Annotated in this window: 12 protein-coding genes and 3 pseudogenes; 3 read left to right on the forward strand and 12 right to left on the reverse strand. The window is 65.6% G+C overall.

The genetic code is table 11. The features are described 5' to 3' along the window. Nucleotides 1–480: 480 nt before the first annotated feature. Nucleotides 481–999, reverse strand: a complete 519-nt coding sequence (locus tag FHE66_RS14580) for a hypothetical protein (protein WP_139073708.1) — start codon at nt 997–999, stop codon at nt 481–483. A gap of 250 nt (nt 1,000–1,249) precedes the next feature. On the opposite strand from FHE66_RS14580, the gene FHE66_RS14585 reads away from it, so the two are divergent. After that, the gene (locus FHE66_RS14585) at nt 1,250–1,441 is read left to right on the forward strand and encodes a hypothetical protein (protein WP_139073709.1); all 192 of its coding nucleotides are present in this window, start codon (nt 1,250–1,252) and stop codon (nt 1,439–1,441) included. Between the two features lie 157 nt (nt 1,442–1,598). Here FHE66_RS14585 and FHE66_RS14590 read toward each other — a convergent pair whose 3' ends face one another. Next, complete coding sequence (locus tag FHE66_RS14590; protein WP_139073710.1) at nt 1,599–2,903, reverse strand: exonuclease domain-containing protein; 1,305 nt, start codon at nt 2,901–2,903, stop codon at nt 1,599–1,601. Nucleotides 2,904–3,144: 241 nt separating this feature from the next. On the opposite strand from FHE66_RS14590, the gene FHE66_RS14595 reads away from it, so the two are divergent. Then, the gene (locus tag FHE66_RS14595) at nt 3,145–5,523 is read left to right on the forward strand and encodes an AAA family ATPase (RefSeq protein WP_255303767.1); all 2,379 of its coding nucleotides are present in this window, start codon (nt 3,145–3,147) and stop codon (nt 5,521–5,523) included. A gap of 16 nt (nt 5,524–5,539) precedes the next feature. Here the strand turns inward: FHE66_RS14595 and FHE66_RS14600 are convergent. Then, nucleotides 5,540–8,637 (reverse strand): annotated as a pseudogene (locus FHE66_RS14600) (DUF3427 domain-containing protein). A gap of 366 nt (nt 8,638–9,003) precedes the next feature. On the opposite strand from FHE66_RS14600, the gene FHE66_RS14605 reads away from it, so the two are divergent. Then, nucleotides 9,004–10,283 (forward strand): IS3 family transposase gene (locus FHE66_RS14605; protein ID WP_139073712.1). Its coding sequence is split into 2 segments (ribosomal slippage): nt 9,004–9,277 and nt 9,277–10,283, totalling 1,281 coding nucleotides; the frame shifts between segments, so codons are not numbered across the junction. Nucleotides 10,284–10,311: 28 nt separating this feature from the next. Here the strand turns inward: FHE66_RS14605 and FHE66_RS15775 are convergent. The 9 genes and pseudogenes from FHE66_RS15775 to FHE66_RS14645 all read right to left on the reverse strand — a co-directional run. After that, nucleotides 10,312–10,419, reverse strand: a pseudogene (locus FHE66_RS15775) (helix-turn-helix domain-containing protein); the annotation flags it as partial. 69 nt (nt 10,420–10,488) lie between these two features. Then, a pseudogene (locus FHE66_RS14610) lies at nt 10,489–10,775 on the reverse strand (transposase); the annotation flags it as partial. A gap of 536 nt (nt 10,776–11,311) precedes the next feature. After that, nucleotides 11,312–16,219 carry an ATP-binding protein gene (locus tag FHE66_RS14615; RefSeq protein ID WP_139073713.1) on the reverse strand — a complete coding sequence of 1,636 codons (4,908 nt, stop codon included), beginning with the start codon at nt 16,217–16,219 and terminating at the stop codon, nt 11,312–11,314. After that, nucleotides 16,216–17,859, reverse strand: a complete 1,644-nt coding sequence (locus FHE66_RS14620; protein ID WP_139073714.1) for a hypothetical protein — start codon at nt 17,857–17,859, stop codon at nt 16,216–16,218. Before FHE66_RS14620 ends, FHE66_RS14615 begins: the two co-directional genes overlap by 4 nt. Continuing rightward, nucleotides 17,856–21,644: a protein kinase gene (locus FHE66_RS14625; RefSeq protein WP_139073715.1), complete on the reverse strand. Its 3,789-nt coding sequence runs from the start codon at nt 21,642–21,644 to the stop codon at nt 17,856–17,858. Before FHE66_RS14625 ends, FHE66_RS14620 begins: the two co-directional genes overlap by 4 nt. Before the next feature lies 1 nt (nt 21,645). Then, nucleotides 21,646–23,244, reverse strand: a complete 1,599-nt coding sequence (locus FHE66_RS14630; RefSeq protein WP_139073716.1) for a 3'-5' exonuclease — start codon at nt 23,242–23,244, stop codon at nt 21,646–21,648. Nucleotides 23,245–23,955: 711 nt separating this feature from the next. Continuing rightward, nucleotides 23,956–24,357: a hypothetical protein gene (locus tag FHE66_RS14635; RefSeq protein ID WP_139073717.1), complete on the reverse strand. Its 402-nt coding sequence runs from the start codon at nt 24,355–24,357 to the stop codon at nt 23,956–23,958. Next, the gene (locus FHE66_RS14640) at nt 24,354–25,307 is read right to left on the reverse strand and encodes a hypothetical protein (protein ID WP_139073718.1); all 954 of its coding nucleotides are present in this window, start codon (nt 25,305–25,307) and stop codon (nt 24,354–24,356) included. Before FHE66_RS14640 ends, FHE66_RS14635 begins: the two co-directional genes overlap by 4 nt. Further along, the gene (locus FHE66_RS14645; RefSeq protein ID WP_369692771.1) at nt 25,307–26,026 is read right to left on the reverse strand and encodes a hypothetical protein; all 720 of its coding nucleotides are present in this window, start codon (nt 26,024–26,026) and stop codon (nt 25,307–25,309) included. Before FHE66_RS14645 ends, FHE66_RS14640 begins: the two co-directional genes overlap by 1 nt. Nucleotides 26,027–26,029: the final 3 nt, after the last annotated feature.

Raw genomic sequence — 26,029 nt, forward strand, 5'->3', positions numbered from 1 at the left:
GCGACCCGCATTCTGTCACCTGATTGCAGACGTGCCTAGCAGTAGCTTCGGGCCTCGATGGGGTCAAAGTGCCGGTCGAGGCCCGTCCATGGCGCCAGTGGTAGGTCCCCTCGATCCCGGTCAACCGCGGGACCCTGAGTTCCCCACGTGTGGCCGAGGAGCGTTGGCTAAGGATGTTCTTCCCTGGGAGCGCGAAACTCTGCAATTGCTCGCCGCTAAGCCGATTCGAAGTAGGCGCCACGTCCTGGCAACACTCAAGGTGATCAGGCCAAGCCGATCAACATTCCATACAGCCAACTGGATAGCCTCACAGTCCAGGGAGCGTACGTACGCTCCCTGGACTGTCGCGGCGCATCTTCATCGCGCATCTTGGCGCTCGGTGCGGCGAGCGGCTCGCCAAGGCGCTGAGCTCGACCGGCGGCAGCCCGACACGCACCGGCCCCACCGCCGTGCGCCCGTCGACCGGCACGCCGTTCTACGTCACGACGAGCAGTCCATCGTCGGCGAGGGCGCACGCGACCGCCCGGGCCACGGGCGTGAGCTTGCGGCGCCGCTCGGGGGCGACGGCGCCCGCGGCCTCCGAGGGCACAGCGTCCGGTCTGGGCCGCTGACCGGCGAGGCGGAGCAGGTGGCGAGCAGCCGGTCCTGGAGCTCGTCGGTCGTGTCGAAGGTTGTGACGGCGTCGTCCAGGGGGCGGCGGAACCCGGCGAACCCGCGACCGGCGCGGCCCTGGCGGCGGGAGGAGGTGAGCACCCGGGGGCGGTCGGGGCTCGTCCACGGCAGGTCGGCGACGTCGCGCACGGCGTGGGTGTGCCGGACGTCCTCACCGTCGTCGAGGTCGGGGAAGCCGCCGGCGTCGTCATAGACGGTCAGGCGCAGCCCGGGGTTGCCGCCGGGGATGCCGAGGTGTCCCTCGGTGAGGTGGTGCTGGGTATGCCAGAGGTGCGCGGACTCCGAGCCGTCGTCGCGTGGCTCGACGGTACCGAGCGCGAGGTCCAAGCCCTGGGTCGGCGAGGGCGCGTTGCTCGGTGAGCCAGGCGGGCGGAACCTGGAAGTCGGCGTCCGTGCTCTCACAGCACACGGTGACCGGGACGAGACCGGCGAGCGCGTCGTGGGCGCGACCGGCGGCGATGCCGTCGGCGCGCGCGGCGTCCAGGCTGCCGGCGGCGCTGTCTGCGGCGACCCAGTGGACGTCGGACCGGGCGCTGACGGCAGCGGCGACCGCCTCGGCGGTGCCGTCGGTGCACCGGTGGAGGACGACGTACACGACGACCGGCAGACCGGCCCGCCCGGCGGCGGTGGCGAGGTGGGTCAGGCAGGCGCCGATCTCGGGCTCCTCGTCCCGCGCGGGCACGACGACGAGCGCGCCCGGGAGAGCGGGGCGGGGGAGCGGTCACGTCGCGGGGCGCACGTCGGCATCCTCACACGCTCCACGCCGTGAGCACGACGTCGTCCTCTACGAGGTGGCTGCGTCGCCGCAGCCCGGTCACGGTGAGCGGGTCCTCGAGCACGGAGTGGACGTCGTCGCCGACCAGCGGCCAGCCGACGGTGGCCGTCCAGGTTCATGACCGGGTGGCGATCATCCGTCGTCGACCGAATCAGTTCAGGTCAGGACACCTCGTGCGGTAGTGCCCGGGAGTGCGGCAGTGCCCGCACCGCCGCACGGCTGGCGTCCGCGTCGCCGTCACGGTGGTGACGGGCGCACCGCTCACAGCCGCCGGGGCGCTGGTCGGAACCAGGTCATCGAAGTAGTCCGACACGCTGAGGGCGTCGGCTGCGCGGTTGAGCTGGCGCAGCTCCGTGGTCGTGAGGACGCCGTCGGAGAGTGCCACCTCCCGCATGAGCTCCAGGAAGCGCTCGTTGAGTGCCGCGACCTGCGCCGCTCCCATGCCTGCCGAGCCTGCGATCCGGGCCAGCGCCCGTGCCTCATCACCGATGATCTTGCCATCCGCCAGTGCCTCGCCCAGAGTTTCGAGGTACGCGGCGGCGGCGGCGTCGTCGAGCTCCTGGGTCGACATGGGCAGACGGGCGAGGAGCGAGCTCATCCAGCCGTCCTGGCCCTTGCGCAGGCTGACTGCGCGGGTCATGGGGCGGCAACCGCCCACGGGGAAGTCACCACACAGGTCACTTCCGGGTGGGCAGGGGTAAGTGAGAGAGTCCGCGTGGCGGTCCATCATCGTGCCGAGAAGACCCGCCACCGCCCGCACATCACCGAGGGCCGCATGCGCGTCAGGCATGACGATTCCCGCATGCTCCGCCAGAGTGGCGAGCTTGTAGTTCGGGGTGTTGAAGGTCTGCTTGCCGAGCCACAGAGAGCACAGGGCCGGCATGGTCGAGGTTCGTGCGCCGACCCGGCTGAGCTCCGCCGCCAGGAACCGCTCCTCGAAGGCTGCGTTGTGGGCGACGACCACCGCTCCGTCGAGGCGGCTGAGGATCTCGCCGGCGACATCGCCGAAGAGCGGAGCGTTCCTGACCATCTCGTTGGTGATCTGGTGGATGAAGACTGCTCCGGTGTCTCGCCCCTCAGGGTTGAGGAGTGTGGAGTACTCGTCCTCGATCCGGCCAGAGGCGTCGACGCGCGCGATCGCGATCTCGATGACGCGGTCCCCATTGCGCGGGGAGAAACCAGTCGTCTCGACGTCGATGACGGCGAAGGGGCCGTCATGCCGGATCCCTCCCTTCCGGCCGAGCTCCGCGTAGGAGAAGAGCGGGCCGACCCGGCCCGGCTCGGCGAACGGCACGCGGGAGCTCGAGTCGGCCTTTGGCCGCGGCGTCGCGGTGACCGGCGCAGGAGCGGGCGCAGGCGCGGCTGCAGGGTGACGGGGAGTGGGCTTCGCGGGGCGTCGCCGCCGGAACAACAACAGCGCTAAGGCAATGGCGGCAAGGCCGATGAACAGTTCCACTCATACTCCTTTAGAGGCTCACGCACAGGTTGTGCCCCCCTGCTCGTGAGCCTAGGGGGGAGCTCGGACATTGCTGTTCACCCGGACCGAGAACAGGCGCCGGCGTCTGTCTGGCAGAGGCGGTGCCAGTCACGGGCTCATCCAGCGCTAGCCTGAGCGCGAGGGGTCCCAGCAGGAGGTCATCATCGAACAACAGCACAGCCCGACCGTTGCAGCTGAGGCCCGGCTGACCGGCGAAATCGTGCTCACCGAGGAGTTTGCCGCAGCGCTGCAGATCCTCGAAGGAGGTGGCAACCTCTTCCTCACCGGGAAAGCCGGCACCGGTAAGTCCACGCTGATCCGGCACTACCTCGAGCGCACCAAACGGCGCGTCGTCGTCGCCGCCCCCACAGGGATCGCGGCGCTCAACGTCGAGGGCTACACGATCCATCGGTTGTTCAGCTTCCAGACCACCACGAGCCTGGACGACGTCCGCTCGGGAACGTATCGGCCCGGTCGTTTCGCCACCACGCTGCGCCAGCTCGACACGCTCATCATCGACGAGGCCTCCATGGTGCGGGCCGACATCTTCGACATGGTGGTCACCGCTCTCGAGCGGTTCGGCCCGCAGCCCGGGGAACGATACGGGGGAGTTCAGCTGGTTCTCGTCGGGGACCTGTTCCAGCTGCCGCCCGTCGTCACGACCGGCGAGGAGGAGTACTTCACTACCCGGTACGAGACGCCGTACTTCTTCTCCGCAGACCACTTCGAGCGGGCGGACTTCCCGACTGTCGCCCTCACCACGGTCTTCCGCCAGCGGGGCGACCAGCGGCTCACCGCCCTCCTCAACGCCGTCCGCGAAGGAGTGCTCATCGAGGAGTCCCGCCGCGAGCTCAACTCCCGAACCAATCCCGACTTCGTCCCTGGCGACGACGAGTTCTGGTTGACGTTGGCGCCCACCAACCGAGTGGTCGACGCCCGCAACCGCCGCCACCTCGAGCGGCTCCCGGGCGACGTCATCGAGCACCGTGCCACCGAGCGCGGCGATCTCGGCCTGTTCGACCCGCCCGTGGAGCGAATGCTCCAGATCAAGGTGGGCGCCCAGATCATGATGCTCACCAACGACGGAGCAGGTCGTTGGGTCAACGGCACCCTCGGTCGCATTGCCGGGATCGAGAACGGCGAGCAGGGACTGCAGGTGGCGGTCGAGTTCCGTGATGGCTCGGCAGCGATGGTCGGTCCGTACACCTGGGAGGCGACGCGCCCAGTGGTGGAGGCCGGCGGGCTGCGGCACGAGGTGGTGGGTTCCTACACCCAACTGCCGTTCAAGCTCGCGTGGGCGATCACCATCCACAAGAGCCAGGGCCAGACCCTCGACCGGCTCGTCGTCGACCTCAGCGGCGGCGCCTTCGACTACGGGCAGGTGTACGTCGCGCTGAGCCGGTGCACCTCTTTCGACGGCCTGGTGCTCACTCGACCGGTGCTGCCCAAGGACCTGAAAACCGACCGGAGAATCCTGCGCTTCCTCCATTCCGCCACCGCGTCAGACGCCGCGACGGGGCGGTGTGCGCTCGCGATCCTCACGGTCGGAGACGAGGGGCGGATGTCACGCCCTCGGCCGGTGGAGATCGCCGTCGCGTTCGAGGACGGCACCGCGCTCAGCACTCTCGTCAACCCGGAGCGCGACCTGGCAGATGCGCGCACGACGTACGGGATCAGCGTCGATGACGTCCTGATGGCACCGACGCTGGCTGAAGTCTGGTCCGTCCTGCTGCCGCTGCTCGACGGCCACACGCCGGTCGGCGTGGAGACGGACAGGACACTGGGGCTCATTGACTTCGAGCTCAAGCGGCTCGGCACCGTGTCCTCACTCCCCTTGGGCATCGACGTGCCACGGGAGCGACTCAACGACGACGAGCGTCGGGGTCTCTCCGCCGGCACCGCGCTGGCACGCGCACGTGCTGCACTGTCGGCGTATGCCCGGCTCCAGCCGGAGGACGAGAGTGCGAGTGCCTTCACCGCCGTCGATGGCGCGGAGGCAGGAGCCAGCTACCTGCTGACGCGAGACCCCGACGAGCCCACGCCGTCGAGCGCGGTCCTGCCGACCTTGTCTGCGCTGGTGGAGACCAGCCGCGCGGTGAGCGACGTGCTGCTGCGCGGGGCAGGGGCAGCTGAGGTCCGTGACCGCGCGGTGTTCCTCAGCGATCCTGAGGTCGGCTCGGCGCTGCGCGGCATTGTCTCTGACCGACTCCACGCCGTGGTGGAGCGTGCCTCATCGCTGCCCCCTGTGCTGGCGGACCGGCTGCGAGGGCTGGAGCAGATCCTCGGGATCGACGTCGTGAGCTCTCTCCTCGGTGAGGACGACGGCACGACCATCGGCGCCGTCCTCACACCGGGCACCCGGGTCTGCTTCACCGGGACGGCGTGCTTGCCGGACGGGCGGACGCTCAGCCGGGAGGAGATGACCGCCCTGGCCGAGGAGCGCGGCCTGGTGCCGGTAAACACGGTGACGAAGAAGAAGTGCGACGTATTGGTCGTCGCTGAGCTCGGCACGCAGTCAGGAAAGGCCCGGAAGGCAAAGGAGTACGGTCACCCGGTGTTCTCGGTGGCCGACTTCCTCGCGTGGGTCGACGGGACGTAAGCCCTTCCCTCGCGGATCATGCGGACGCGACCGACGCCTCCTGGAAGAAGTCCATCGGCAGCGGCCGGCGCAACTTCCACGTGATGGCGATGGGCCGCTCACCCCGGTGGCTGACGTAGTCAGCGGGTCCGAGGAGCAGGTAGGGCGCCGTGCCGAGCGGCCCAACCTTCCGCGCGCGGGCGAGGAGCAGCACGTGCGAGCCCAGCTCACGGTGGTTGAGATACCGCTGGCCAGTCGGTGATGCCACGGTGGTGCGGGACTGGGACTCCCAGTGGAAGAGACGCGGGCTGATCGCGTAGTCGTTGTACATCGTCGTGGGGGAGTAGTCGCGTTCGGACTTCTTCAGCGTCACGAACAAGGCGTCGGTATTCCACGGCTTCGAGTAGAGGACGCCCTCACGGAAGCTGTCGGCTCGCCGCTCCAGGCTTGCGTGATCGAGTGCCGCCACGATCTCGTCTCGGCTGTAGTGGGCGTGCGACCTCAGACCGAGCCTGGCGAGCGGTCCGTCGATCCCCGCCGGGACGTGGGTGATGGAGTCGAGCCCGAGATTGATGACCTCGCTGAGCTCGCGCCGGGCCGCTCGCTCGGGGCGCAGTGCCGCGAGTCCCTCGGCGTAGGACCCGAAGCCGCCTCGGTCCGGCCAGAGGCTGAAGAAGAGCATCCGGGCGTACCGCTGCTGGAGCTCGTCGACGGCGTCGTAGTCGGGTGCGTCGTCCGCGAGGAACGCCAGGTAGGCGGCCCCGCGCTCCAGGTCATCGACGTGCCCCAGGGCCGTGGCTCTGCGAACGAGCTCCTCGTGACGCGGTCCCCACTCGGGAATGGCCAGGCCGGCGTCCGCTCGCAGCTGTGTCCAGCCGCGCTTGGGCTTGAGAACGTCGGCGAGCTCTGCGTCGGTCTCGCGCAGGAACGTCGCGAGCGAGACGTCGTCGTGCTCTCGCTTGAGCGACCTGAGCTCGTTGACGAGTGCAGCCCACCGCGGCTGCACCTGGGCCTTGATGCCATCGAGCACGATCTGCTGGCTCTGCCGGTCGAGCACGATCGGCACCCCGACGGCAAGAACGGGAACCCCTTCTCGATCTGCTCGCGCAGGCCCTTTCGAGTGGCTCCCGTCAGGGAACGGAACTTGCGGTCGAACCGGAACTCCCTGCGCTGATGACCGACGAAGTCGAGCGCCGTCAGCACGGCCTTGGTCGGTGCGGCGCGCAGTCCGCGGCCGAGCTGCTGCAGGAAGATCGTGGCGCTCTCGGTGGGACGCAGGAAGAGGACGGTGTCGACCTCCGGCAGGTCGATCCCCTCGTTGTAGAGGTCAGCGGTGAAAAGGACGTTCACCTCACGCGACCGGAGGTCCCTGAGCGCCTGCGCGCGGGCATCGGACGGCGTCCCGCCGGACACCGCACGCGCGGGGATACCCGCAGCGGTGAACGTCTGGGCCATGTATTCCGCGTGCCGGACCCCGACGCAGAAGCCCAGGGCGCGCATCTGGCTGACGTCGCCGACCTTGTCCTGCAGCTCCTTGAGGATGATCCGCGCTCTCGCGTCGTTGCCGGTGTAGACGTTCTCCAGCTCCGCCTGGTCGTAACGACCGCGCTTCCAGCTCACATCCCGGAGGTCGACGTTGTCCGAGACGGCGAAATAGTGGAACGGGCTGAGGAGCTCTGCTTCGAGCGCGTCCCAGAGTCGCATCTCGGCAGCTGTTCTCCCGCCGAAGAACGCCTCGCTGACGTCGATGCCGTCCGTGCGTTCCGGGGTGGCGGTCAGACCAAGGAGCTCACGGGGTGCGAAGTGGTCGAGGAGTCGCCGGTACGACGCGGCGTGGGCGTGGTGGAACTCATCGACCACGAGGATGTCAAAGGCGTCTGGCGGGATCGAAGCCAGCTCGTTCGTCACGGACTGGATGGTCGCGAAGACGTGCTGCCCGTGCTGAGGCCGCTGTCCCTGGCCCCACAGCTCTCCGAACGATCCATCGGCCAGGACTTCTCGGTAGGTGCGCTGCGCCTGCTCGAGGATCTCGATGCGGTGCGCGACGAACAACAGCCGCCACTCCTGCGGTGCGCCAGCAGCGAGATTGCGGTAGTCCAATGCCGCCACGACCGTCTTTCCGGTCCCCGTTGCGGCGACGACGAGGTTTCGGTGGCGGTCGTGGACGGTGCGTTCGGCGTCCAACTGCTCGAGGATCTTCACCTGGTGCGGGAACGGCCGCACCTCCAGCCCCGAGAGGTTGAGCGTCGAAGTCGAGGGCTTGCGTCCTGACGCGGCGGCGAGTGCGGCGTCGAGGCGGTCTCCGTCCCGGTCAGGGTCGTAGTCGATGTAGGACGGGTCGTTCCAGTAGGTCTCGAAAGTCGCGTCGAACTTGTGCAGGAGGGCGGGAGTGGCGACTGCGGAAAGCCGGACGTTCCACTCCACGCCATCGAGCAGGGCGGCGGTCGAGAGGTTGGAGGACCCGACGTAGGCGGTATCGAATCCGGTACTGCGACGGAACATCCAGGACTTCGCGTGGAGTCGGGTCCGCGCGATCTCGTACTGGACCTTGACCTGCGCGCCGAAGTCGTTGACGAGACGGTCGAGCGCCCGTCGCTCGGTCGCCCCGACGTACGTCGTCGTAATGACCCGCAACCGGCCGCCCCGAGCGGTGAATGCGCGCAGGGGCTCTTCGAGGACGCGCAGCCCGCTCCACTTGACGAAGGCGCAGAGCAGATCGACCTGCTCCGCTGAGTCGAACTCAGACCGCAGCTCCGCTCCCAGGTTCGGGTCACCCTTGGCATTCGTCAGCAGCGCGGCGTCAGACAGCGGGGTGCGCGGGCGGGAGTGCAGAACCTCTGCCACGTGCGCCTGAGGTTTGGGGCGAACCGCATGGAGTTGGCGCACGGGCGACTGCACGCTCGCCTGCGCTGCCTCGATGTGCTCGAGGACGTCGTTGATGAGGGTCAGCCGCGTCTGGGCGTTCTTCGTCTCGCGTAGAGCCCGCTCGAGCTCCTCCGCAACATGCCGCGCCAAGATGCTCGGAGCATCTGCCTCATCGACCTCCTGCTCGTCAATGACGCGGTGAGGCGCGAGTGAGTTGAGCGTCTGTTGCAGCGATGTGGTGATGAGCGATTCGTAAAGCCCGTCGTGCACGGTGATGTCTCATGTTCTTCGGGGCCGTCGGCAGCCGTGATGTCTGGCAGCAGCTTAGGCGAGCGTCCCTGGGGCAGGGCTAGTTCCGAACGATGGCGGGCGGCCCTGGGTGTTCGACTGCGAAACCAGGGCCGCCCGGTACGTCAGGGGCGAAGGGCAGTCAGAACCTCAGCTGTAGAGGCGCAGACCGACACGGCTCCCGGCCAGTCGCTGTAAGACGGGTGGTCATTGGTGCCGGTGAGATTCGCTCGGTGGATCATCGTAAACGTGGCAATGTCCGCGGGTACATTGAAGGGCGGATTCAAGCGGTGGGTGAAGCGCCCCGGGTTTGATGCCGCATCCTTTTGATTCCGAGAGGATGGCAGCATGTCGAAGAAGATCGATCCTGCGGTCAAGGAGCGGTGCGTACGGCAGGTGCTGGAGCACTTGCCGGAGTACCCGTCGCTGACCGCGGCCGCCGAGTCCGTCGCTCGTCGCGAGGGGCTGGGCAAGGAGACGGTGCGCCGATGGGTCGTCCAGGCCCAGGTCGATGGCGGGCAACGCCAGGGCGCCACCAGCCAGGAGCTGGCCGAGATCAAGGAACTGAAGGCCAAGGTCCGACGGCTCGAGGAAGACAACGAGATCCTCCGTCGGGCCTCAATTTTCTTCGCGGGGGAACTCGACCCCCGCAACCGCTGATCGTCGCGTTCATCGACGAGATGCGCGCCGAGGGCGACGCGGTCGAGTCAATCTGTCGTGTCCTGCGTGAGCAGGGCTGCCAGGTCGCCGCGCGGACCTACCGCGACTGGGCACGCGCCAACCGTGCGGTGGCCGTCCGGACGGTCACCGACGCACGGGTGACCAACCAGGTCCGTGACCTGTCCTGGAGGATCGACCACGAGGGCGTGCGCAGGATGACCCCCGAGGGGCTCTACGGGCGTCGGAAGATGACCGCGCTCGTGCAACGCGCCACCCCGGACGCCTCGCCCGGCGCGGTCGATCGGGCGATGAGATCTCTGTCCTTGCAAGGGATCCGGCGCTCGAAGGGCGTCAGGACGACCATCCCTGCCAAGGACGGCAAGCGGGCCGGTGACCTGCTCGATCGGGACTTCACCGCCGCCGCGCCGAACCGGACCTGGGTCATGGACTTCACCTACGTCCGCACCTGGGCCGGATTCGTCTACGTCGCGTTCATCCTCGACGTGTTCGCCCAGAAGATCGTCGCGTGGAACCTCGCACCCACCAAGGCCGTCGAGCTGGTCGACGTCCCGCTGCGGATGGCGTTGTGGCAACGCGACCGCGAAGGCCACCCGGTGGTGCCCGGTGAGCTCATTGGCCACGCGGACGCCGGGTCGCAATACACCTCGATCGCGTTCACCGAGCACCTCGCCGAGGAAGGCATCCGGCCCTCGATCGGGTCGGTTGCCGATGCCTACGACAACGCCCTCATGGAGTGCGTGATCGGGCTGTACAAGACCGAGTGCGTCCGCACCACGGTCTTCCACGCCGGCCCCTACCGCAGCATCGGAGACGTCGAGTACGCCACCGCTGGCTGGGTCGACTGGTACAACAACCGGCGCCTGCACGGCTCTCTTGGGATGATGACCCCAGTGGAGTTCGAGCAAGCCCACTACGCAGCCCTCAACCGAGAGCCGCAACCCGCATAGGAGCGGCAGAGAACCTGGGGCGCTTCACACTGCAGCCGACCTCTCTGGCGATGTCGACCAGCCGCCAACCCCTCGCGTGAAGTCTGAGCGCGAGTTGCTTCTGCTGTCGACTGAGATGACCGTGCTTGCCCTGCATCCGGATCCTCCTGTGATCAGCGACTGCCTCATCTCACAGGACTCGTTGTGCCCACCGCTTGAATCCGCCCATCTCGTTGGCCCGCTTGAGCTCCCGGTTCTCCTGCTCCAGCTCCTTGATCCGCTTGGCCTCCGCGGTCGTTACGCCTGGGGCGTGGCCCTCGTCGATATCGGCCTGCTTGACCCACTGGCGCACCGACTCCACGCCGTATCCCAGCTGGGTCGCGACCCGCTGGACCGTCCCGTGCTCGGTCCCAGCTCTGCACGCAGCGTGCGGACCATCCGGACCGCCGCAGCCTTCTCCTCCGGGGTGTAGCGCCGCGTCTGCGGCTTCCCTGGCACCTGCTCCTTCGGCATGTCCTCATCCTCGTTTCCAAGGTCACGAGCCTCCAAAGAACCCAGTGCGGTTCAACGATAACGCTTCCTTGCCCGGTTCGTAGAGTTCGCTACGACGGCCATATTGACGACGCAACGGACGTGATAATTCTCGGCGCGCCTGTCTTGTTGGACGGGTCTAGTGCGAATTGGAGACGACGGTTCCGGATCGAGGGTGACACTCCTCTATCCACTCGATGAAGTCTGGGCTGCGGTGAAGTTCAACGGCATTGACGGAAAGTGCGAACGAATTATTGGTCAACTCGACCTGGCGAGATGGCGTTCCGGCGGGGCGGCGGATGAGTGCCATTTTCGCAGCCAGGTTCGCGCTGGAGCGCAGGGCGGTAAGCGAATCAGTCAAGTATGTCACCTCGTGGGCCCGAAGGGCTGGGCGCCCTCGTGAGACGTCGCTCAAATGCCCGACCGGCTGTTGGGTAATTGAGAACGTGGATTGCAACTCGACAAGGTGCGCGGACGCAGGGCCTTACGCCCTGCGAAAGGTGCTGCGGTCGCGCACATCACTCCTGCATGAAGACTCTACGGGCTTGCGGCGAGTCCGGAGTGGAGACGTAGGCCTGGCCCACGCCCAGCTTCTCGATCTCTTGACTGAGGTCCTGGCCCGCGCGGCCACGCAAAAACCCCGCCACCTGCTTACTTTCGGGGAAGTTCGTGCGAAAGACGATCTTGGTGCCGGCATTGCCGAGGACGTCCTTGTGAAAGTCCGAACTTCCTTGACTGGCTACGACCACGACGACGCCGTACTTGCGGCCCTCCTTCATCAGCTTCGGGAGCGTGACATCTCCTGCGAGCCGGTGCGCTTCGTCGAGAACGATGGCCAGTTTGAGAGTCCCGTCCTGCGGCCAGAGGAACATCTCGCGGTAGACCTTCCGTAACAGGAAGGACGTGGCTGCCAGTTGCACCTGATCTAGCGTGAGTGAGCTGATGTCAATCACCAGACCGCCGTGCCGCGGCGCGAAGTTGCCGTCCGAAGCGTCGGAGAAGAGACCGAAATCGGTGAGCGGGCGCACCCGCTCGCGGGCATGCTTGCCCTTCTCCGCAGCCTCTACTGCCTCTAGTGCTTGAGCGAACTGAGTCACCGTGGGAGCGGCAGGGGACCCGCTCTTTAGCGCTTCGGCGTAGGACTGCTGGAGGGCCTTGTAGACGTGCGAGCGCTGGATCTCACCCAGCGTCGCAACGAATGCTACGATCTCCGCCGTTTCGAAGGCGACAGCATTCATGAAAGGGCCGGTCGAGTCGACTGCTTCGAAGGGGCTGAACGGGAGGCCCTTGCTCGCGTCGAGAACGTGAGCCCCAGCTGGTGGGTTGTCCGCCATGTCGCCGTGGAAGTCGAAGAGCAGAGAAGGAAGACCTGCCTCGGAGAAGGAGTGCACGATGCGACGGGTCGTCACGGACTTGCCCTGACCGGGTATACCTAGGATGAAGGAGTGTGGACTGCCCTTAGTGCTGACGCTCCACGTCACATCACTGCCGTGGCCGTCCGCGCCCAGGACAACGTCCACTTTGGCGGGGGACTCTTGGACGGCCGTAGCTGTGGCGAACGACGCCTGCTCCGTAGCCACTGCGACAGCCGCGTCGGCGCTAGAGCCGTTCTCCCCGGCGGACGGGAGCACAGGGTTCACGTGTGAGGGGCGTTCATCCCCCGACGTCTCGTGGCCTGCGAGCTCCGGCAGAGATTCGGGCAGTGGTGTGGAGTCGTTGAGGGCCGGCGTCACCGGGATGGAAGTGCGGTCCGAAGACTCGCGATCAACATCCGAATCTGGGCGCAGCAACTCATCGAACTTAGTGCTGAACCCTGCCCGTCCCAAATCGTCCGCGGTCAGGACCGAGATGGGGACCTGCCGGTGTTCATCGGGGAAGCCGGCTTTTCCGTGCAGGCTGATTACGTATCCATGGACCTTGATGTCGACCGGAGAGTTCGCTTCAAGGTGACGGTCGATGAGCTTATGGACATCGCTGACCTTGTGTGCGGGCATCGTTCCGCTGCCCACTGCGCGGTCAGCGTAGTAGTGGAGGATTCCCGCGAGTCGGGCTCGCTGGAGCTTGTCATCGACTCGCGGCGGGTCGACGGCGAAGAACCGGTTGATTAGAAGCCTGCGGGTTTCCTCGACCTGGTCAGCGATAGATTCGGCCAGCTGGGTAGGCAGCGCAGCAGCCTTACGTGACTTCACCTCGACGCAAGTGATCTGCAGACCGTTGCGGTTGATACGCACCAACAAGAGATCACAACGGCGCGCGGACAGGTCCTCCTCCCGGGCTGCACGGCCGAAGATTTCATCATGGGAGTCGACAGGAACGATGATCGTGTTATCGAGTTGGTCACGCTGCTTCAGATGAGCGATGAGGGCGGCCAGGCTGACCGCTTCCCGGGCGAAGCTCTCGCTTCCCTGGAGGCGCAGCACGAGACGCCCGGAGATCGCCAGGAGGTTCTCGATCACCGGGGTGACGGATTCGTGTACTGCGATGAGGCCAAGCTCTTCCATGGCGCGTGACAGGATGTGCGTGACCTCTGTGCGATGCGCGGTCGTCACGGTGAGTCGATGGCTGAGGCCCTCGATGAAGTCGGGTGCGTAGTCGAGGACGTAGCTGGACGAGCCGAGACCCCCTTCGGTCGGGTTGTCATAGAGGTCCAGACCTACGTGCCGGTCGAGTGTGAGTACCCAGTCGGCTAGCTGGTGGACGATACCCATGGCGCGGAGGCTCTCCGCCTCGACGGCGATCACCAGGCTTGGGCTCTGATTCGCCCCCAGGGTGGCACCGACGGCCAGCTGGTGGGCCCGATGCGCCTCGACGACTGCGCGTGCGGGTCCGTCAGTAGCAGACGTTAGGGCGGGAGAGGTCACCCACAACGGACGGCCTCCGTCAGAGGAGCGGGTCGTGATGACGGGAGTCAGCAGGTCGTGGAAGGCTGTCAGACGCTTGGTCGGAGGGTGGTCGCCGACCGTGATCGACTGGACGGCGAGGTCCTGTAGGAGGGCCAGGTGCGTTGCTCGGGCCTCCGCGGTGAGTGCCGCAGGTGCTCGCGTCGCCACTCCCAGCGGGGGTGCCAGGTGGCTTTGACGGGTCGAGATCTGGACCGTCTGCAGCTCATTCTGCAGGTCGGTGAGCCGTGGCAGAGGTGAGGCGAATCCGGCGTTGCGGCCGTAGGCGATGACCTCCATCCTTGCCGGGCCGTCGTGTTCGGACCCCTCTCCGTTGACGGGCAGCTGAACGATCTCCTCGATCGCCCGTCCGAGGATCTCTCCGTCGCCGGGGTTCAGCGCCGACACGTGCAGCGAAGAAACCTCTGGGTGGGAGCGCAAGAAGTCACGGATGCGTGCGGAGACCATGGTGGCAGCCGAGGTCATGTCAGTGGACTCACGCGGGAGGTTGAGGGCCCCGTGTACCGCCGCAGCAACGACCTCCGGCTGGTGCAGACGGGGTTCGAGCAGAAGAGCGGATCCATACGATAGTTCGTCGAAGTAGACGAACAGACGGCCCTCGAGGTCCGTCGCGGTGAAGGGCATGTTGGTCGGCTGCACCCGCGTCAGCAGATCGGCGTCCACAACCAAGCGTCTGGCCTTGGCGCCTTGAAGGGAAAGGAGGTCGTCACACCAGGTGTCGATGACCTGGCTGTGGGCCGCAATCCAGCCCATGCGCAGCGGATGCACCGGAAGCACGACCACCGCGTGCTCCACTCCTGATGCAGTACCGACGGACACGTTGATTGTGTCTAGTGCGAGCAGGGCCCGACGGGCCTCGTCGTCAGCCGCGTCGAGGGCGCGCCTGTAGGACTGGGCGTACTCAACCGCCAGCCGACGCGCCTCCTCCTCCCACACGAGGACCTCCGGGACGTCATGCGGCGCTGAGTCGGCGAGGAGGGTGAGGAGGTCCTTGCGCTTGCGGGCCAGTGCCGCAGGCAAGGGGGACCGTTGTTCCGGTGCCTCCGCCGGGTCAATGGGCTCGCCGTAGTGCGACACCATACTGAACGACGTGAGCGTAGGGTCCGCGGTGAGTCTCCGCTGTAGCGCGACGATCGTGGGGGCGATCCGGACTTGAGAGGCGAGATGTTTGCCGACGCGCACGCCGAATACGTGGCCGCCGAGATCCCAGGCCTGCATGTCGACTGCGGTGTCCGAGGCTCCAGCCAGCACTGCATGGAGTCGCGCTTCGGCCAGAGAGTGGGCTGAGCTGCGTCGGGTGGAGCGCTCGACCGGAGCTTCCTGGATCACGACCTCAAATGCGTCAGTCTCGCTCTCCGCGCGCGAGCCATCGTGGAGAAGCAGGGGGGTGTCGTTCGCATCTAAGGCCGTGATCCGCACAACGAACAGTGCCCCGCCGCTGAGGTCGTCGTCACCGAGGTCAAGCTTGAGTTGGGCGGAGTTGCGACTGGCGGCCACCCGCATCTCGATGGGAGCGGGGGTGTCTTCGCTGCGGAGGTCTTCGGGCGGAAGAAGCTCCAGCCGCCAGCGGGCGACGTCCTTGGGCTTGCCTGGAGTTGTCTTCCACTTCACGCCGACCGCAGCGGGGTTGTCCTGCGAGGTCTGACAGTAGAGAACACCGTCATCGGTGAGCTCCAGCTTGCTGAAGGTCTCGGGGGAGCCGTTGGCTTTGCGGAAGCTGACCGCCTCGAGGGTCTCGAGCGCCGACTCGGCGGGATGGTCGCGAGGGATTGACGCGAGGTCGATCTCTTCCTCCGCCCACAACCGACGAGTCCATCCGACCGTGTCATGGAGGTCAGAATGCGCTGGGTTCAGAGCCGTCGCCACCTTCTGCAATACGGGGCCGGGAGCGACACCAGCCTTCTGCAGACGCTCGCGCACAGTCGCGGTGGCCTGGCTAGGTTCAGAAACCGCCCGGACGAGACGCGCGTTAAAATCCAGATTGGCGCGCAGCTGCGGACCGGTCGCGTCGTCGACGAGAAGACCGAGTCGCCACAGCTCACGACCGAAGGAGAATTCGTCGTCGGCTTCAAGGACGGCCGAGAGGAAATCGAGCTTTCCCTCGAAGGAGACCGATGCGGATTTCAGCGCTGTCCGGGTGGGCAAGGTCGGCCAGCGAGACTCCACCTCGTCACGTATCTCGTTGAGGACTGACGAGAGTTCCTCCACCATGGGGTGCCGCTCGAAGGAGTTGTCGAGCGAGCTCGCCGCGTGGGCCTGGAGCGGGGGCACGAAGAGGGCAAAGACATGAGTCTTGTCGTTGCGGATGCCGACAGCTGTCTCGACGGAGACCTCGACGCCGTGGTCGGTGGGGGCGAGCACAGCTACCCGCACCGACTCGGGATCGATGAGCTCGTTCAAGTCAGTCGCGCACTCCCGCGCATCCTGGACCGAGATGTCGTCAATGCGCAGGCAGTGTCCGGGTTCCGCCGCCTCCACCAATGCGAGGAGTCGGCGGGTAAGAACCGTGCGGACGCGGGAGATCACTGGCCCTCCAGGAGCTTCATCAAGGGATTGCGGACACGCTGCGCACTGAGGTCGTCACTCAGGCCGTCGAAGGCACCCAAGAGGTGGAGTCGCTGCTTGAACGCCTCGAAGTTACGGGCCGCCGCAGCTCGGTTCTCGGCGCTGTCCATGCCTGCGGGGGGCCGGTTGACGAGGATGCCGAACCTGTTCTCGAAGGTCCCCAGTACGACATCTATCGCATTCTCGGACAGGGGCTTGACGCCTGTGCCTGAACGGCTGAACGTTAGAGCAAGTAGCGACGACAGCAGGAGGTCGGACGGGGCATAGGTCCAGGAACGACGGGAGTTCAGGGGGCCCGAGAGAATCCCCACGTCGGTCTTGATGCCACCGGTCGACCAGAACCACTTGATGGCGTTCTCGTAACCCCTCTTCTTGAGTGCCTCGACGAGAACGTCAGCCACCTTTTCGGCCGCCGGACGCTGATCTCCTAGGACGGCTTGCAGGAAGGTCGCCGTGTCCTCATCGTCGGTGTCCTTGTTGGCCTGACGGATTTGCTTCAGAACATTGCGCAGGTGAGCGACAGTGTCGTTTTCTTCCGACATGGCGGCCAGCTTCATGAACTTCTCTGGCGCACTCAACGAGTCGTCGTGGAAGAGCTCATCGCCGTCCGGGGAATCGGAAATGGAGCGCAGGTAGAGCCGGTCCCAGAAGAACTGACGGACAGATGCAAGGTCACGCTGCACGCACTGTCGGGCGAGCGTATCGGAAGCGGATCCCTTCTCGCCCGTGAAGTCGACGTACTGCTCGAGCTTGTTGGTGGCGCTAGGGCTGAGCATGTCCTCGTTGGCAGTCCCGACCGTGATCAGCTGACGCGTCGCCTGTGCGATGCGGAGTGGCAGCTGGAAGAGGCGCAGTCCAATAATACCCGCGAGGTGGCGCGACATCATGAGGGCCGGTGCGTGCTTGCCATAGCTCTGGACGTAGTCGATGACATCTCGGCCCAGGGGCGCGGAGGCCCCGGGAACGGGGGACTCGTGCTCCTGACCCTTTACCTTTGATGCCGACTTGGCCTCGAACTGTTCCAGGAACCGAATGGTGAGAAGGGTGGAGATGTCGACGTCGGTGCCGTCGTACTCGGGGGCCCACTTGGGCGGATCGCTGAAGGTAACGCCAGCTCCGAACGACGCGCGGAACTGCTCGCCCACCCACACCTTGGCCTTGACATGGTCGTTACCGATGCGTGATGCACTTGCGCGGAGCATCTCGCGGTAGATCAGGTAATCGGCTTGGCGGTGCCGCGAGCGTGCGGGAAAGCCGGCACGGTAGACAGCGACCGTGCTGGGGCGGAGAAACTGCATCTGTTCGCTGGCACGAGTACGGCCAGCGCGGCCCATTTCCACGACTGACGACCGCAGCCAACCGTCAAGCACGGCGCTTCCTTCGGCATTGTCAAAGCCGTCGAGGTGCTCCGACTCGGCGAGGGAATGGAGCTTTTCGGTGTACATGCCTGCGGCCTTACCGTTCGGGGCGGTACGTCCCTGCTTGATCGCCATTTCAAACACCTGAGTTAGCATGCGCTCCACATCGGTGTCGTTGAGCTCGACCAGCGTCAGTTCGGTGAACGCGAACGTCCGGAGGTTCGGGGGTAGCTCGATCTTCATGCGAACTCTCCTCCCCGGCGGATTACGCCGTGCTCGACTCGAACTGCGTTCGGGCGTCCGGCCGGATCGATCACCTGAACGCGTCGCCCGGGCGTGGCGCGAAGCGCGTCGCCGAAGGCACTGAGCTCGAGAGTCACTGCTTTGGCTCCGGCGTCTCCGAGAATTTCGCCATCGGAGGCTCGCCGCACGAGTTCATAGGAGTCGAGGGAGAGCGTCAGAGACGCTAACGGGTGCTCGAGTCTTAAGGCATCCGCCTGCTGCTCGACGAAGCGCTCCAGGACGGGGAGCGGGCGCAGCTCGAATGCGGGTCTGTCGATCTCGCGCAGCACCGACCATCCGTGGCTCTCTCCGTCCCTCAATGCCAGACCGGATCCGGAGTACCCAGGGGCGCCCAGAATGCGGCTCAGTCCGAGGAGCACCTGTGCCCGGGTCGCCTCCGGATCGGTGTCCTCGTGCAGTGCTGCGATGAACTCGTCAAAGTAACGGTAGGCGCGGACCTCGGAGCGAGCGACGCCGTTGCGCCCGGACCCATCGAAGAACAACTGGCGGTGCGCGGAGCCCTGGCGAACGAATGCGGGCAGCTTGAGTCGTCCCTCGCGCTGGGCACGGTCGACCCTGGGGGCGGTCTGCGCCTGTGGGTCGAGCAGAGCCCACTCTGCGACTAGGTAGTCCGGGCTCTCGGAGACGAACGCGAGGTCGTGGGCCAGGGAGTTCTCGGCCATACGAAGGTCTCGCCCTGCCTCGATGCTCGTGTGGACGTCGGCGCAGCCACGGTCGCCGGTGATCGTCCAGGCCATGGCTGATCGGACGTCACGGAATGTAGCGCGCCGTTTTCGACGCAAGTGGGAAACTGTGACGAGTTCGAGTAGCGGTTCCCGTCCGTTCTCGCGGAGCAAAGTGCGGTTGGAGAGGATCGGGCACACCGCTCTAGCCGAACATCCGGAGCAGGTAGCCCAGAGGTTGTCGGAGGTGAAGGAGTCAAGTACGGCACCCGCCAAACCGCCCCGAGTGCCAGGGGTGGGGGCGAGGGTTCGGCGCTTAAGGTCTACCACGGCGACACGAGGGTGTGTGACCGGCTTATGGGCGGCGTACTCCTCGACCGCCGCGTGGTATTCCTCGTAGATGTCCGAATAGTCACGGAAGAAGTTGAGCAGGCGGCCGTCATTAATTGCGATGAGGGCCGTGTGCTTACCGTTCCCGGCGAGAGCCTCGTGCATGAGGTCATCGGAGGTCTTGCCGTCACGTGCCTCGCTGGCGTCGTACAAGGATGCGAAGGTGCGCCCGTCCAGCGTCATCCTCCATCCGGCCGCCGTGGTTGGCTGGGTGTCGACCGCACCAGCCCGGGACAGCTCCTCGCGCAGGGTAGCTAGGAACGAAGTCTTGCCGTCGCCTGGGTTTCCGGTGAGGAGCACGACATCGAGCTCGCCGGCTAGAACACTAGGGGCGAGCTCCGTGTCGAGCTTGGTCTTGACGTACGTGGTGCGCGCGAAGTCGTCGTCCAGTCCGCGGTTGCCGCCGTTACCAGCGGAACTGCCGCGGTAAAGGCGGCGCAGGTCCATAACGGTGGGGTTCACGAGGGATTTGCCCGCCTCCTCGCGAGGCGCGGACGCCATGCGCAGCTGCTCGGCGAACTCAGCGGCGGATACCGGACGGTCCTTCTCGTCGGGCTCGACCAGTCGGTAGAGGCAGCGGAGTACCGCAGTGCCCTGCGGCCCCCACGTCTCCAGCTCCTCTGCTGTGAGGGGCTCAATCTGATCCTTCTCCGCCCTACGGGACTCGGAGGTCTTGTAGGGGTAGCGCCCGAGCATGGAGTAAAGGAGTGAGACGCCGAGGGAATACAGATCGGCCGCCCGGCTCCAGGTGCCGGACCGGTCCACTTCGGGAGCCATGTAAGGAGGAGTGCCGGCGATGGATACGGCGTCGGAGACGGCGGAGGCCAGCCCAAAGTCGATGAGAACAGCGCTCTGATCTGGGCGCACAATGATGTTTGTCGGCGTGACGTCACGGTGCAGGTGCTCCTCGGAATGCATGTATTCGAGGCCGGCCAGCGCGTCGAGGGCGATGGAACGATAGGCCTCCTCATCCGCGGTTCCGGTACGGCTGAAGTCGCGCAACGACTGGCCGTCGACGAACTCGGAGACCAGGTAGACCGGCGAATTCGGCGGTGAGCAGTCCCAGACCCGTGCACACCGGGGGCTGCTCAGACGCTTGGCTGACTCGAACTCCTGCAGGACCGCGGCTCGTGCTTGCGGGTTGGAGTATTGCTTGATCACGCGGGTGCCCTGGGTCCGGTTGTCAACGGCGAGCCAGGACGTTGCGAAACCACCCCGTCCCAGAACGCGCTGGATCTCGTACCGGCCCTCGACTAGACCACCGACCTTGAACTGGTCGGCCGCAGGGCTACTGTCGCCAACAGGAAGCTCGGCCGGGCGGGATTCGGAGGGAGTGAGTTCTTGTAGGAGCTCGACGACCCGCGACGCTGATGGCCGGTCCGGCGAGTTGGCTGCTAGACAGTTCTTAAGGATCGGGATGACGGGGGAAAAGTCCTCGGTGGACAAGGCGATCTGCAGGACATCGGAGCCGTCGTTCAGCGAACCGCACCCATTGAGCCACCACAAGATGGTCAGGGCCAGCGAGTACACGTCGGACTCAGGGACCGCGTTGCCGACGATGACTTGGACCTCGGGTGCGCGAAAGGGGACGGAGCTGTCGACGGTGTCCGCTATGTCGGACGCGATCGTCGCTTCGGAGTCTGCGTGGGCGAGGTAGAAGTCTCGGAAGAGGACCCGGTCGCGGCGGCCGAGGAGGACGCGTGACGGCATGAGCCCTCGGTGCGTTACGCCCTTCTCGTGGACCTCGCTGAGGGCGGTGAAGGCATCCAAGATTATCGCTGCCGCACGTCCGGTTAAGCCGGCGTCATCGCGCGCGACGATGTTTCCCGCCGTTGCATGCCGGCTCAGGGAAACACTTGCCTTCGGGCGGATCGGGAGGATGATCCAGCGACGTGCTTCGTCCTCGAACGAGGACTCGACGGACCAGGATCGCTCGATTTCCGCGACCTGAGCTGTTGCACGGCGCTCATGACGGACGAGGTTCGGGACATCGACCCCGGGTCCCCAACCGTCCATGGGGTAGGCGCGCAGGACGATCGGGTCACCGTCGGAGTCGGAGCCGACGAAGACGCGCGAGCGTCCGACGGGCTCCGCCTCGGAGGCAACCGTGTAGTGCCCTAGGGTCGTGGGTAGTTCCTTGCGGGCGGAGAGACCGGAGAGGAAGTCGATGACGGCTTGGCGGACACCGCTCAGTGAAGAGGGCTGCTTGTCATGTGCAATGAGGTCCTCGGCGGCGTAGGCGAGCTCGAGGATGTGCTCATCATCGTGGGTGTACCGGGAGGTGTCCAGCTGAAGCTCGGGGTGGGAGAGGATGACACGAGGCACCACCAGCTTTTGCCCTGCGGTGCTGCTCATATATAGGGGAACATTCTGTCGGAGCACGCCGGCGAGCACCCGCGCGACGTGGGCGTTGCGGCCCACCGGGCTCTCACGCATGGATCCCTTCACCTGCCAACCGCCGTTGCGTACGATCACGGTCGGCCCCCAGGACTTCTCCTCGAGCACAAAGATGCGGTTGTCGGCGATGACCAGAAGGTCGACGTCGTCCTGCTGAGGCGTGGGCAACGAACGCCCGGCCACGATTACCCAATGCTCAGGGAGAGCTGCGGCGAGTGTTTCGGCGGTCCGCTGCTCGCCAGGACCGTGGTAACCGTAGACCACGAGCTCTGCCACGTCAGTTCCCCACTTCGTAATTGTCCGGCCAGAGCCAGCGACGCACGTTGGCCTCGTCCTTGCTCAGAATCCTCAGGTAGTCGTTGTCGCGTGTGTAGGTGATCATCAACTGGTCCTTGGCGCGGGTGGCGCCGACGAATGCCACGCGCGCCCTCCGCAGAGATTCGATGTCGTCAGGTTCAAAGCTCGGCAGCGCTTCAAGTCCGAACAAGAAAACCACCGGGAACTCGTGTCCCTTCGCGGAGTGCACCGTCATCAGCTTAACGGCATTGTGAGATCGGTCGAAGGTGTGGGCGTTCTCGCGGTTCACCACCGTATGGGGAACTGAATGCGCTTCCAAGACCTTAGTGAGGCGCGAGAAGGTTCCGGACCGGCGGGTGACCAGGATGCCGATGTCCTGGGGCAGCCGGTCGCCGTCTCTAAGCATGGTGGCCACCTCCCAGCCGATGGCCTCTGCCTGTTCGTCCCACGAGTCTGCCCAGATCAGCTCGACCGGTTCGCCCTCGGGCGCCTCGTCCCGGCCAGGAACAGAAAAAGCACCGTTGATGCCTCCTACTGCTTCCAGAATGTTGCGGGTGCTCCGGTAGGGCTTGCTCAGGGTGAAGTACTCGATGTGCGTGGAGGAGAATGCGTCGGTGAAGCTCTCGTCGTGGTATAGCGCCTGGGCTTCGTCGCCAGCCATGAAGAGGCCGCCCCGGCCCTTCACAATCCCCGCACGGACGACGGCGAGCCAGGAAGGTCGGAAGTCCTGGACTTCGTCGACGAGGACAGCATCAGCGATGGGGGACACGCCCGCTTTGGCGTTCATGGCCTTGTCGAGCCAGTGGTAGGTGTAGTGATCATTCTCGAACGAGAACTTCACGCCCAGATCTTGGGCAAAAGCGGTAAAAAGACTCACGGTGATGCTCGGATGCCCCTCGGTGAGGCTCGCGAGGTAGGGGACAAGAGCGCGGTTGTAGCAGAGCACGCGGATGCGCCAGTCGGGGTGGCGCTCGGCCAACCAGCGGGCGCGTGCTGCCAACACCAACGACTTGCCGCTTCCAGGGGGGCCTTGGATGACGGCCACCTCGGTCCCGTCACGCTGGGCTATGTGTGCCTGCTGCGCATCCAGCACGTAACGAAAGGAGGCTCTCTCCTCTGCGCCTGCGTCGTGGGAGTTGTCGCGGAAGATGCTCGTGAAGACGATCTCGGGGAAGAGGGCACGGACCACGATCTCCTCGATCTCCGGGTCCAGTGGCGATGCAGGAACAGCGTCCAGCCATGTGGCGTCGTTCAGCTGTGCGGGGCTGATGGTGATGCGCCCGCCGATGCCGATGTGCGGAGCGTCCAGGACGGTGGCCGGCCGGAGGACCACGCGGGCCACCCTGACCGAGGCGTCAAGCGAGAGAGTCTGGCGGAGCCCGTGCACCCGTTGGTTCAACGTCACAAACGGAGTCTGGTCGGTGACATCTTCGCCGGCATCGACGCAGATGCCGATGAGTCCTTCGTCCGGATGGAGCACCACAACGTCGGGCTCTTCGCTCGTTCCCGGAGCGATTACGCGTCCACCGGCAGAGGCCAGCGCCTCCGCGAGTGCGCTGACGATCTCCTCAGTTCTCAAAATGCTCCTAACGATCCGACTCCGTTCACGTCACTGGCCGGTACTGATGGTAGTAAACCCCACCGACATAATTGGGCGTTCAGTCCTTGTCTGTCGGCGTGCGCCTCATGCTGCACGTCTCGGCGTAGGCACTGCTTGCGCGGCGAGTGAGCCGGCTGAGCAATGCGAGCTGCTGGCGTACCCGCTCCGCGGCTGCGGGCTGGCCGTGCGCGGTCTACGTCGTGCTGTCCACTACCGCAGAAGCCTGCCCGGTGAGGGCATACCAGCAGGCTGGTTGCAGTGCTCATCGAAGTGCTCAGTTCGCTTCGCTTCAGATCGAGATGTCGGTCCTAGGGTTTCATCGGCCGGAAACCCATGGAGCTGAGCGATCGGGTCTGCTGCACGGATAGGTGACTGAATCGCCCCGGGTTTCGTGGAGGCTCGGTTACGTGGAGCCAGCCCCGGTCGGGACAGGTGTTTCAGGGTAGTGCTCGGGCGTGGCGCTGGCGCAGTGGTTGGTCTCGAGCTTGGCCGGCGGGACGAGCCCGATCTCACCGTGTAGGCGCCTGTGGTTGAACCAGTCGACGTACTCGGCAACGGCTATCTGGCTCTTCGGACTTCCGGTGGGGATCCGGGCATCGACATCAGTTGAACACGGTGATCAGTCTCCGGACCGGGCAGCAGCTGGGCATCACGCCCGACGTCCCCGGGGGACGCCGGGTGAGTGGCGGCTCAGACTTCCCACACCTTCTCGGAGCGGAACTGTTCGATCACGATCCTGTGGTCGCGCAGTTCGGAGAAAGGGTTCTTGGTCGCCAGCGCAGTGATAGCAGAGAGTAAGTCGGCGACAGCCCTATCGTTGCCATCGCTCATGGCGACATCGAGTCTTGCGAACAGATCGCGAAAGGCTGTGCGACGTTCGTCGAAGACGACGTCGAGGGAGCGCAGGAGGAAGTCCCGCTGCGCTTCTATCCCCGAGATGATCACGTCCCTTTGGGCGTTGACGCTCGCAATGGTTCGCTTCGTCTCCTGCTCCTGGGAGACCCACTTCGAGACCCAGTCGACGATCATCGTGAACGCTCGGAACGTATCCGCGGCGGCTACGGTGCTCACGCCGGGGAACTGGACGCTCATTTGTACCTCATCACTATCTCGATGGACTCGTCCGTCAGCTCGCCGTCGTCGGCGATGACGCGTACGTTGATGATCTCGCGCAGCGCCCTGACCAAAGTGTAAACTCGGAGCAGCTGGGGCCCGTGAGCCTCAGGATCGAAGTCCAGCAACTCGAGTACGGCGAGGGCATTCTCCGTGCGTTCGGTCGTGGCGGTCAACACACCCCGGAGCTCGCTTATGCGCTCACCGATCCGCAATGTCAGGTCACCGGCTGCTTGCATGGAGGTGATCTGTACTTCCGCCTCTGCGGCGCGTTGTCGTGTCCGCTTACGTCTACGCGAGCCCGACCAGGCAAGGGTGCTCCCGGCAATGAGAGCGGCCGGCGCTGCGGCTATGAAGGCTAGAACGACGGTTCCGCCCGCGACCCCGGCGCCACCTGCTGCAAGGGTTCCCCCGCCGAGCCAAGCGAGTGTGGCGTTCTGGGCCGCGATTCCACTCAGACTCGATATCGCGGCGCCGGTACCGGCAGAAGCGAGCGATCCTACACCCCACAGGGCCGCCGCCTGCGCGGAGAGACCTGCGATTCCGGCGCTGGCGAAGCCCGATGCGCTGCCTGTGGCTTGAGTGAGGTCGAACTTCAGTGCTTTGAGTTCCGGTATGTTCAGCTCTATCCCGTCCACCACGTGTCCGTCCAAACGTCGGACGAGTTGTTCATGTCGCTCCAGCCAATGAACAAAACGACCGATCGTCTGTTCTTGGACGGCCATCTGAAGCTTTCCGTAATCGGTCACGGTCGCGCTCGTCTGTGCCCGGATCCTCTCCAGCTCGTCCAATGCAGACTTGTGCGCGTTCGTGACGTCCGTCCATTCGCGATTTGCGATGATGTGTTGCTGGATGCCGCGTCCGGCGGCGGCCAAGCCGCCGGCAATGGCGACGCCACCCGCAACGACGGGGATGAGTGGCAACGGCATCAGGACCTCTTCCCAGGCGTGCCGAGGCGCGCCCCGAATGCCCAGCGCTCCACCTCGTCGCCTGCGACCTCACGTGCGAGGAGGTCGCCTGCAGCTCGCGCATATAGGTTCAACTGCTCGAGCGTCTCGACGTAGTGCGTCACGGAGTACTGGGAGATGTACCCGAAGCGCACATCACCTGTCGCTTGCCCGAGTGTCTCGCGGACGAACTGGTCGACGATCATGCATGGGTGGTCGGGACTTCCCCCTCCCGCGAAGTAGAGATACTTGGTGAAGAAATTCGGACCGAGCCAACTGAAGCGGTTCCGGCCTCCAGGGCGGAGGATCGCGAAGGCCTCGGCGGGATCCCGCCGCGACGTAGCGGCAGCCAGCATCAGGACACGGGGGGCGTCGTCGGCGGCGAGGACAGACGTGATCCGCCGCTTGTTGTTCCGGTGTCGCTGACCCGTGCCCCAGGCGAGGGAGTGCCAGAGCAAGCGAAGCGCACCGACTTCGCTCACGACAGCGTCCTCAGCCAGGCTGAAAATGTGAGCTCGGGTGATCGGTTGTTGCCCCGTCGTTCCATTGCCGCCGGTCACGGGACCACCCGGGAGCAGTGCGCGGTCCTCTTGGTTCCACCAACCGATGGTGACGTCGACACTATGGCCGAGAACTGCCTGGTCACGGCCGTGGCGGCGCAGGTGATCGACGAGACTGTCAGGAACTGTGTGGTTCGGCATCGT

Source organism: Georgenia sp. 311 (assembly GCF_006151955.1).
GTDB lineage: Bacteria > Actinomycetota > Actinomycetes > Actinomycetales > Actinomycetaceae > Oceanitalea > Oceanitalea wutianyii.

What these genes read in the sequence shown, in the direction of transcription:
- FHE66_RS14645 (WP_369692771.1), bottom strand. Translation starts at nt 26,026, where the DNA reads ATGCCGAACCACACAGTTCCTGACAGTCTCGTCGATCACCTGCGCCGC.
- FHE66_RS14640 (WP_139073718.1), bottom strand. Translation starts at nt 25,307, where the DNA reads ATGCCGTTGCCACTCATCCCCGTCGTTGCGGGTGGCGTCGCCATTGCC.
- FHE66_RS14635 (WP_139073717.1), bottom strand. Translation starts at nt 24,357, where the DNA reads ATGAGCGTCCAGTTCCCCGGCGTGAGCACCGTAGCCGCCGCGGATACG.
- FHE66_RS14620 (WP_139073714.1), bottom strand. Translation starts at nt 17,859, where the DNA reads ATGAAGATCGAGCTACCCCCGAACCTCCGGACGTTCGCGTTCACCGAA.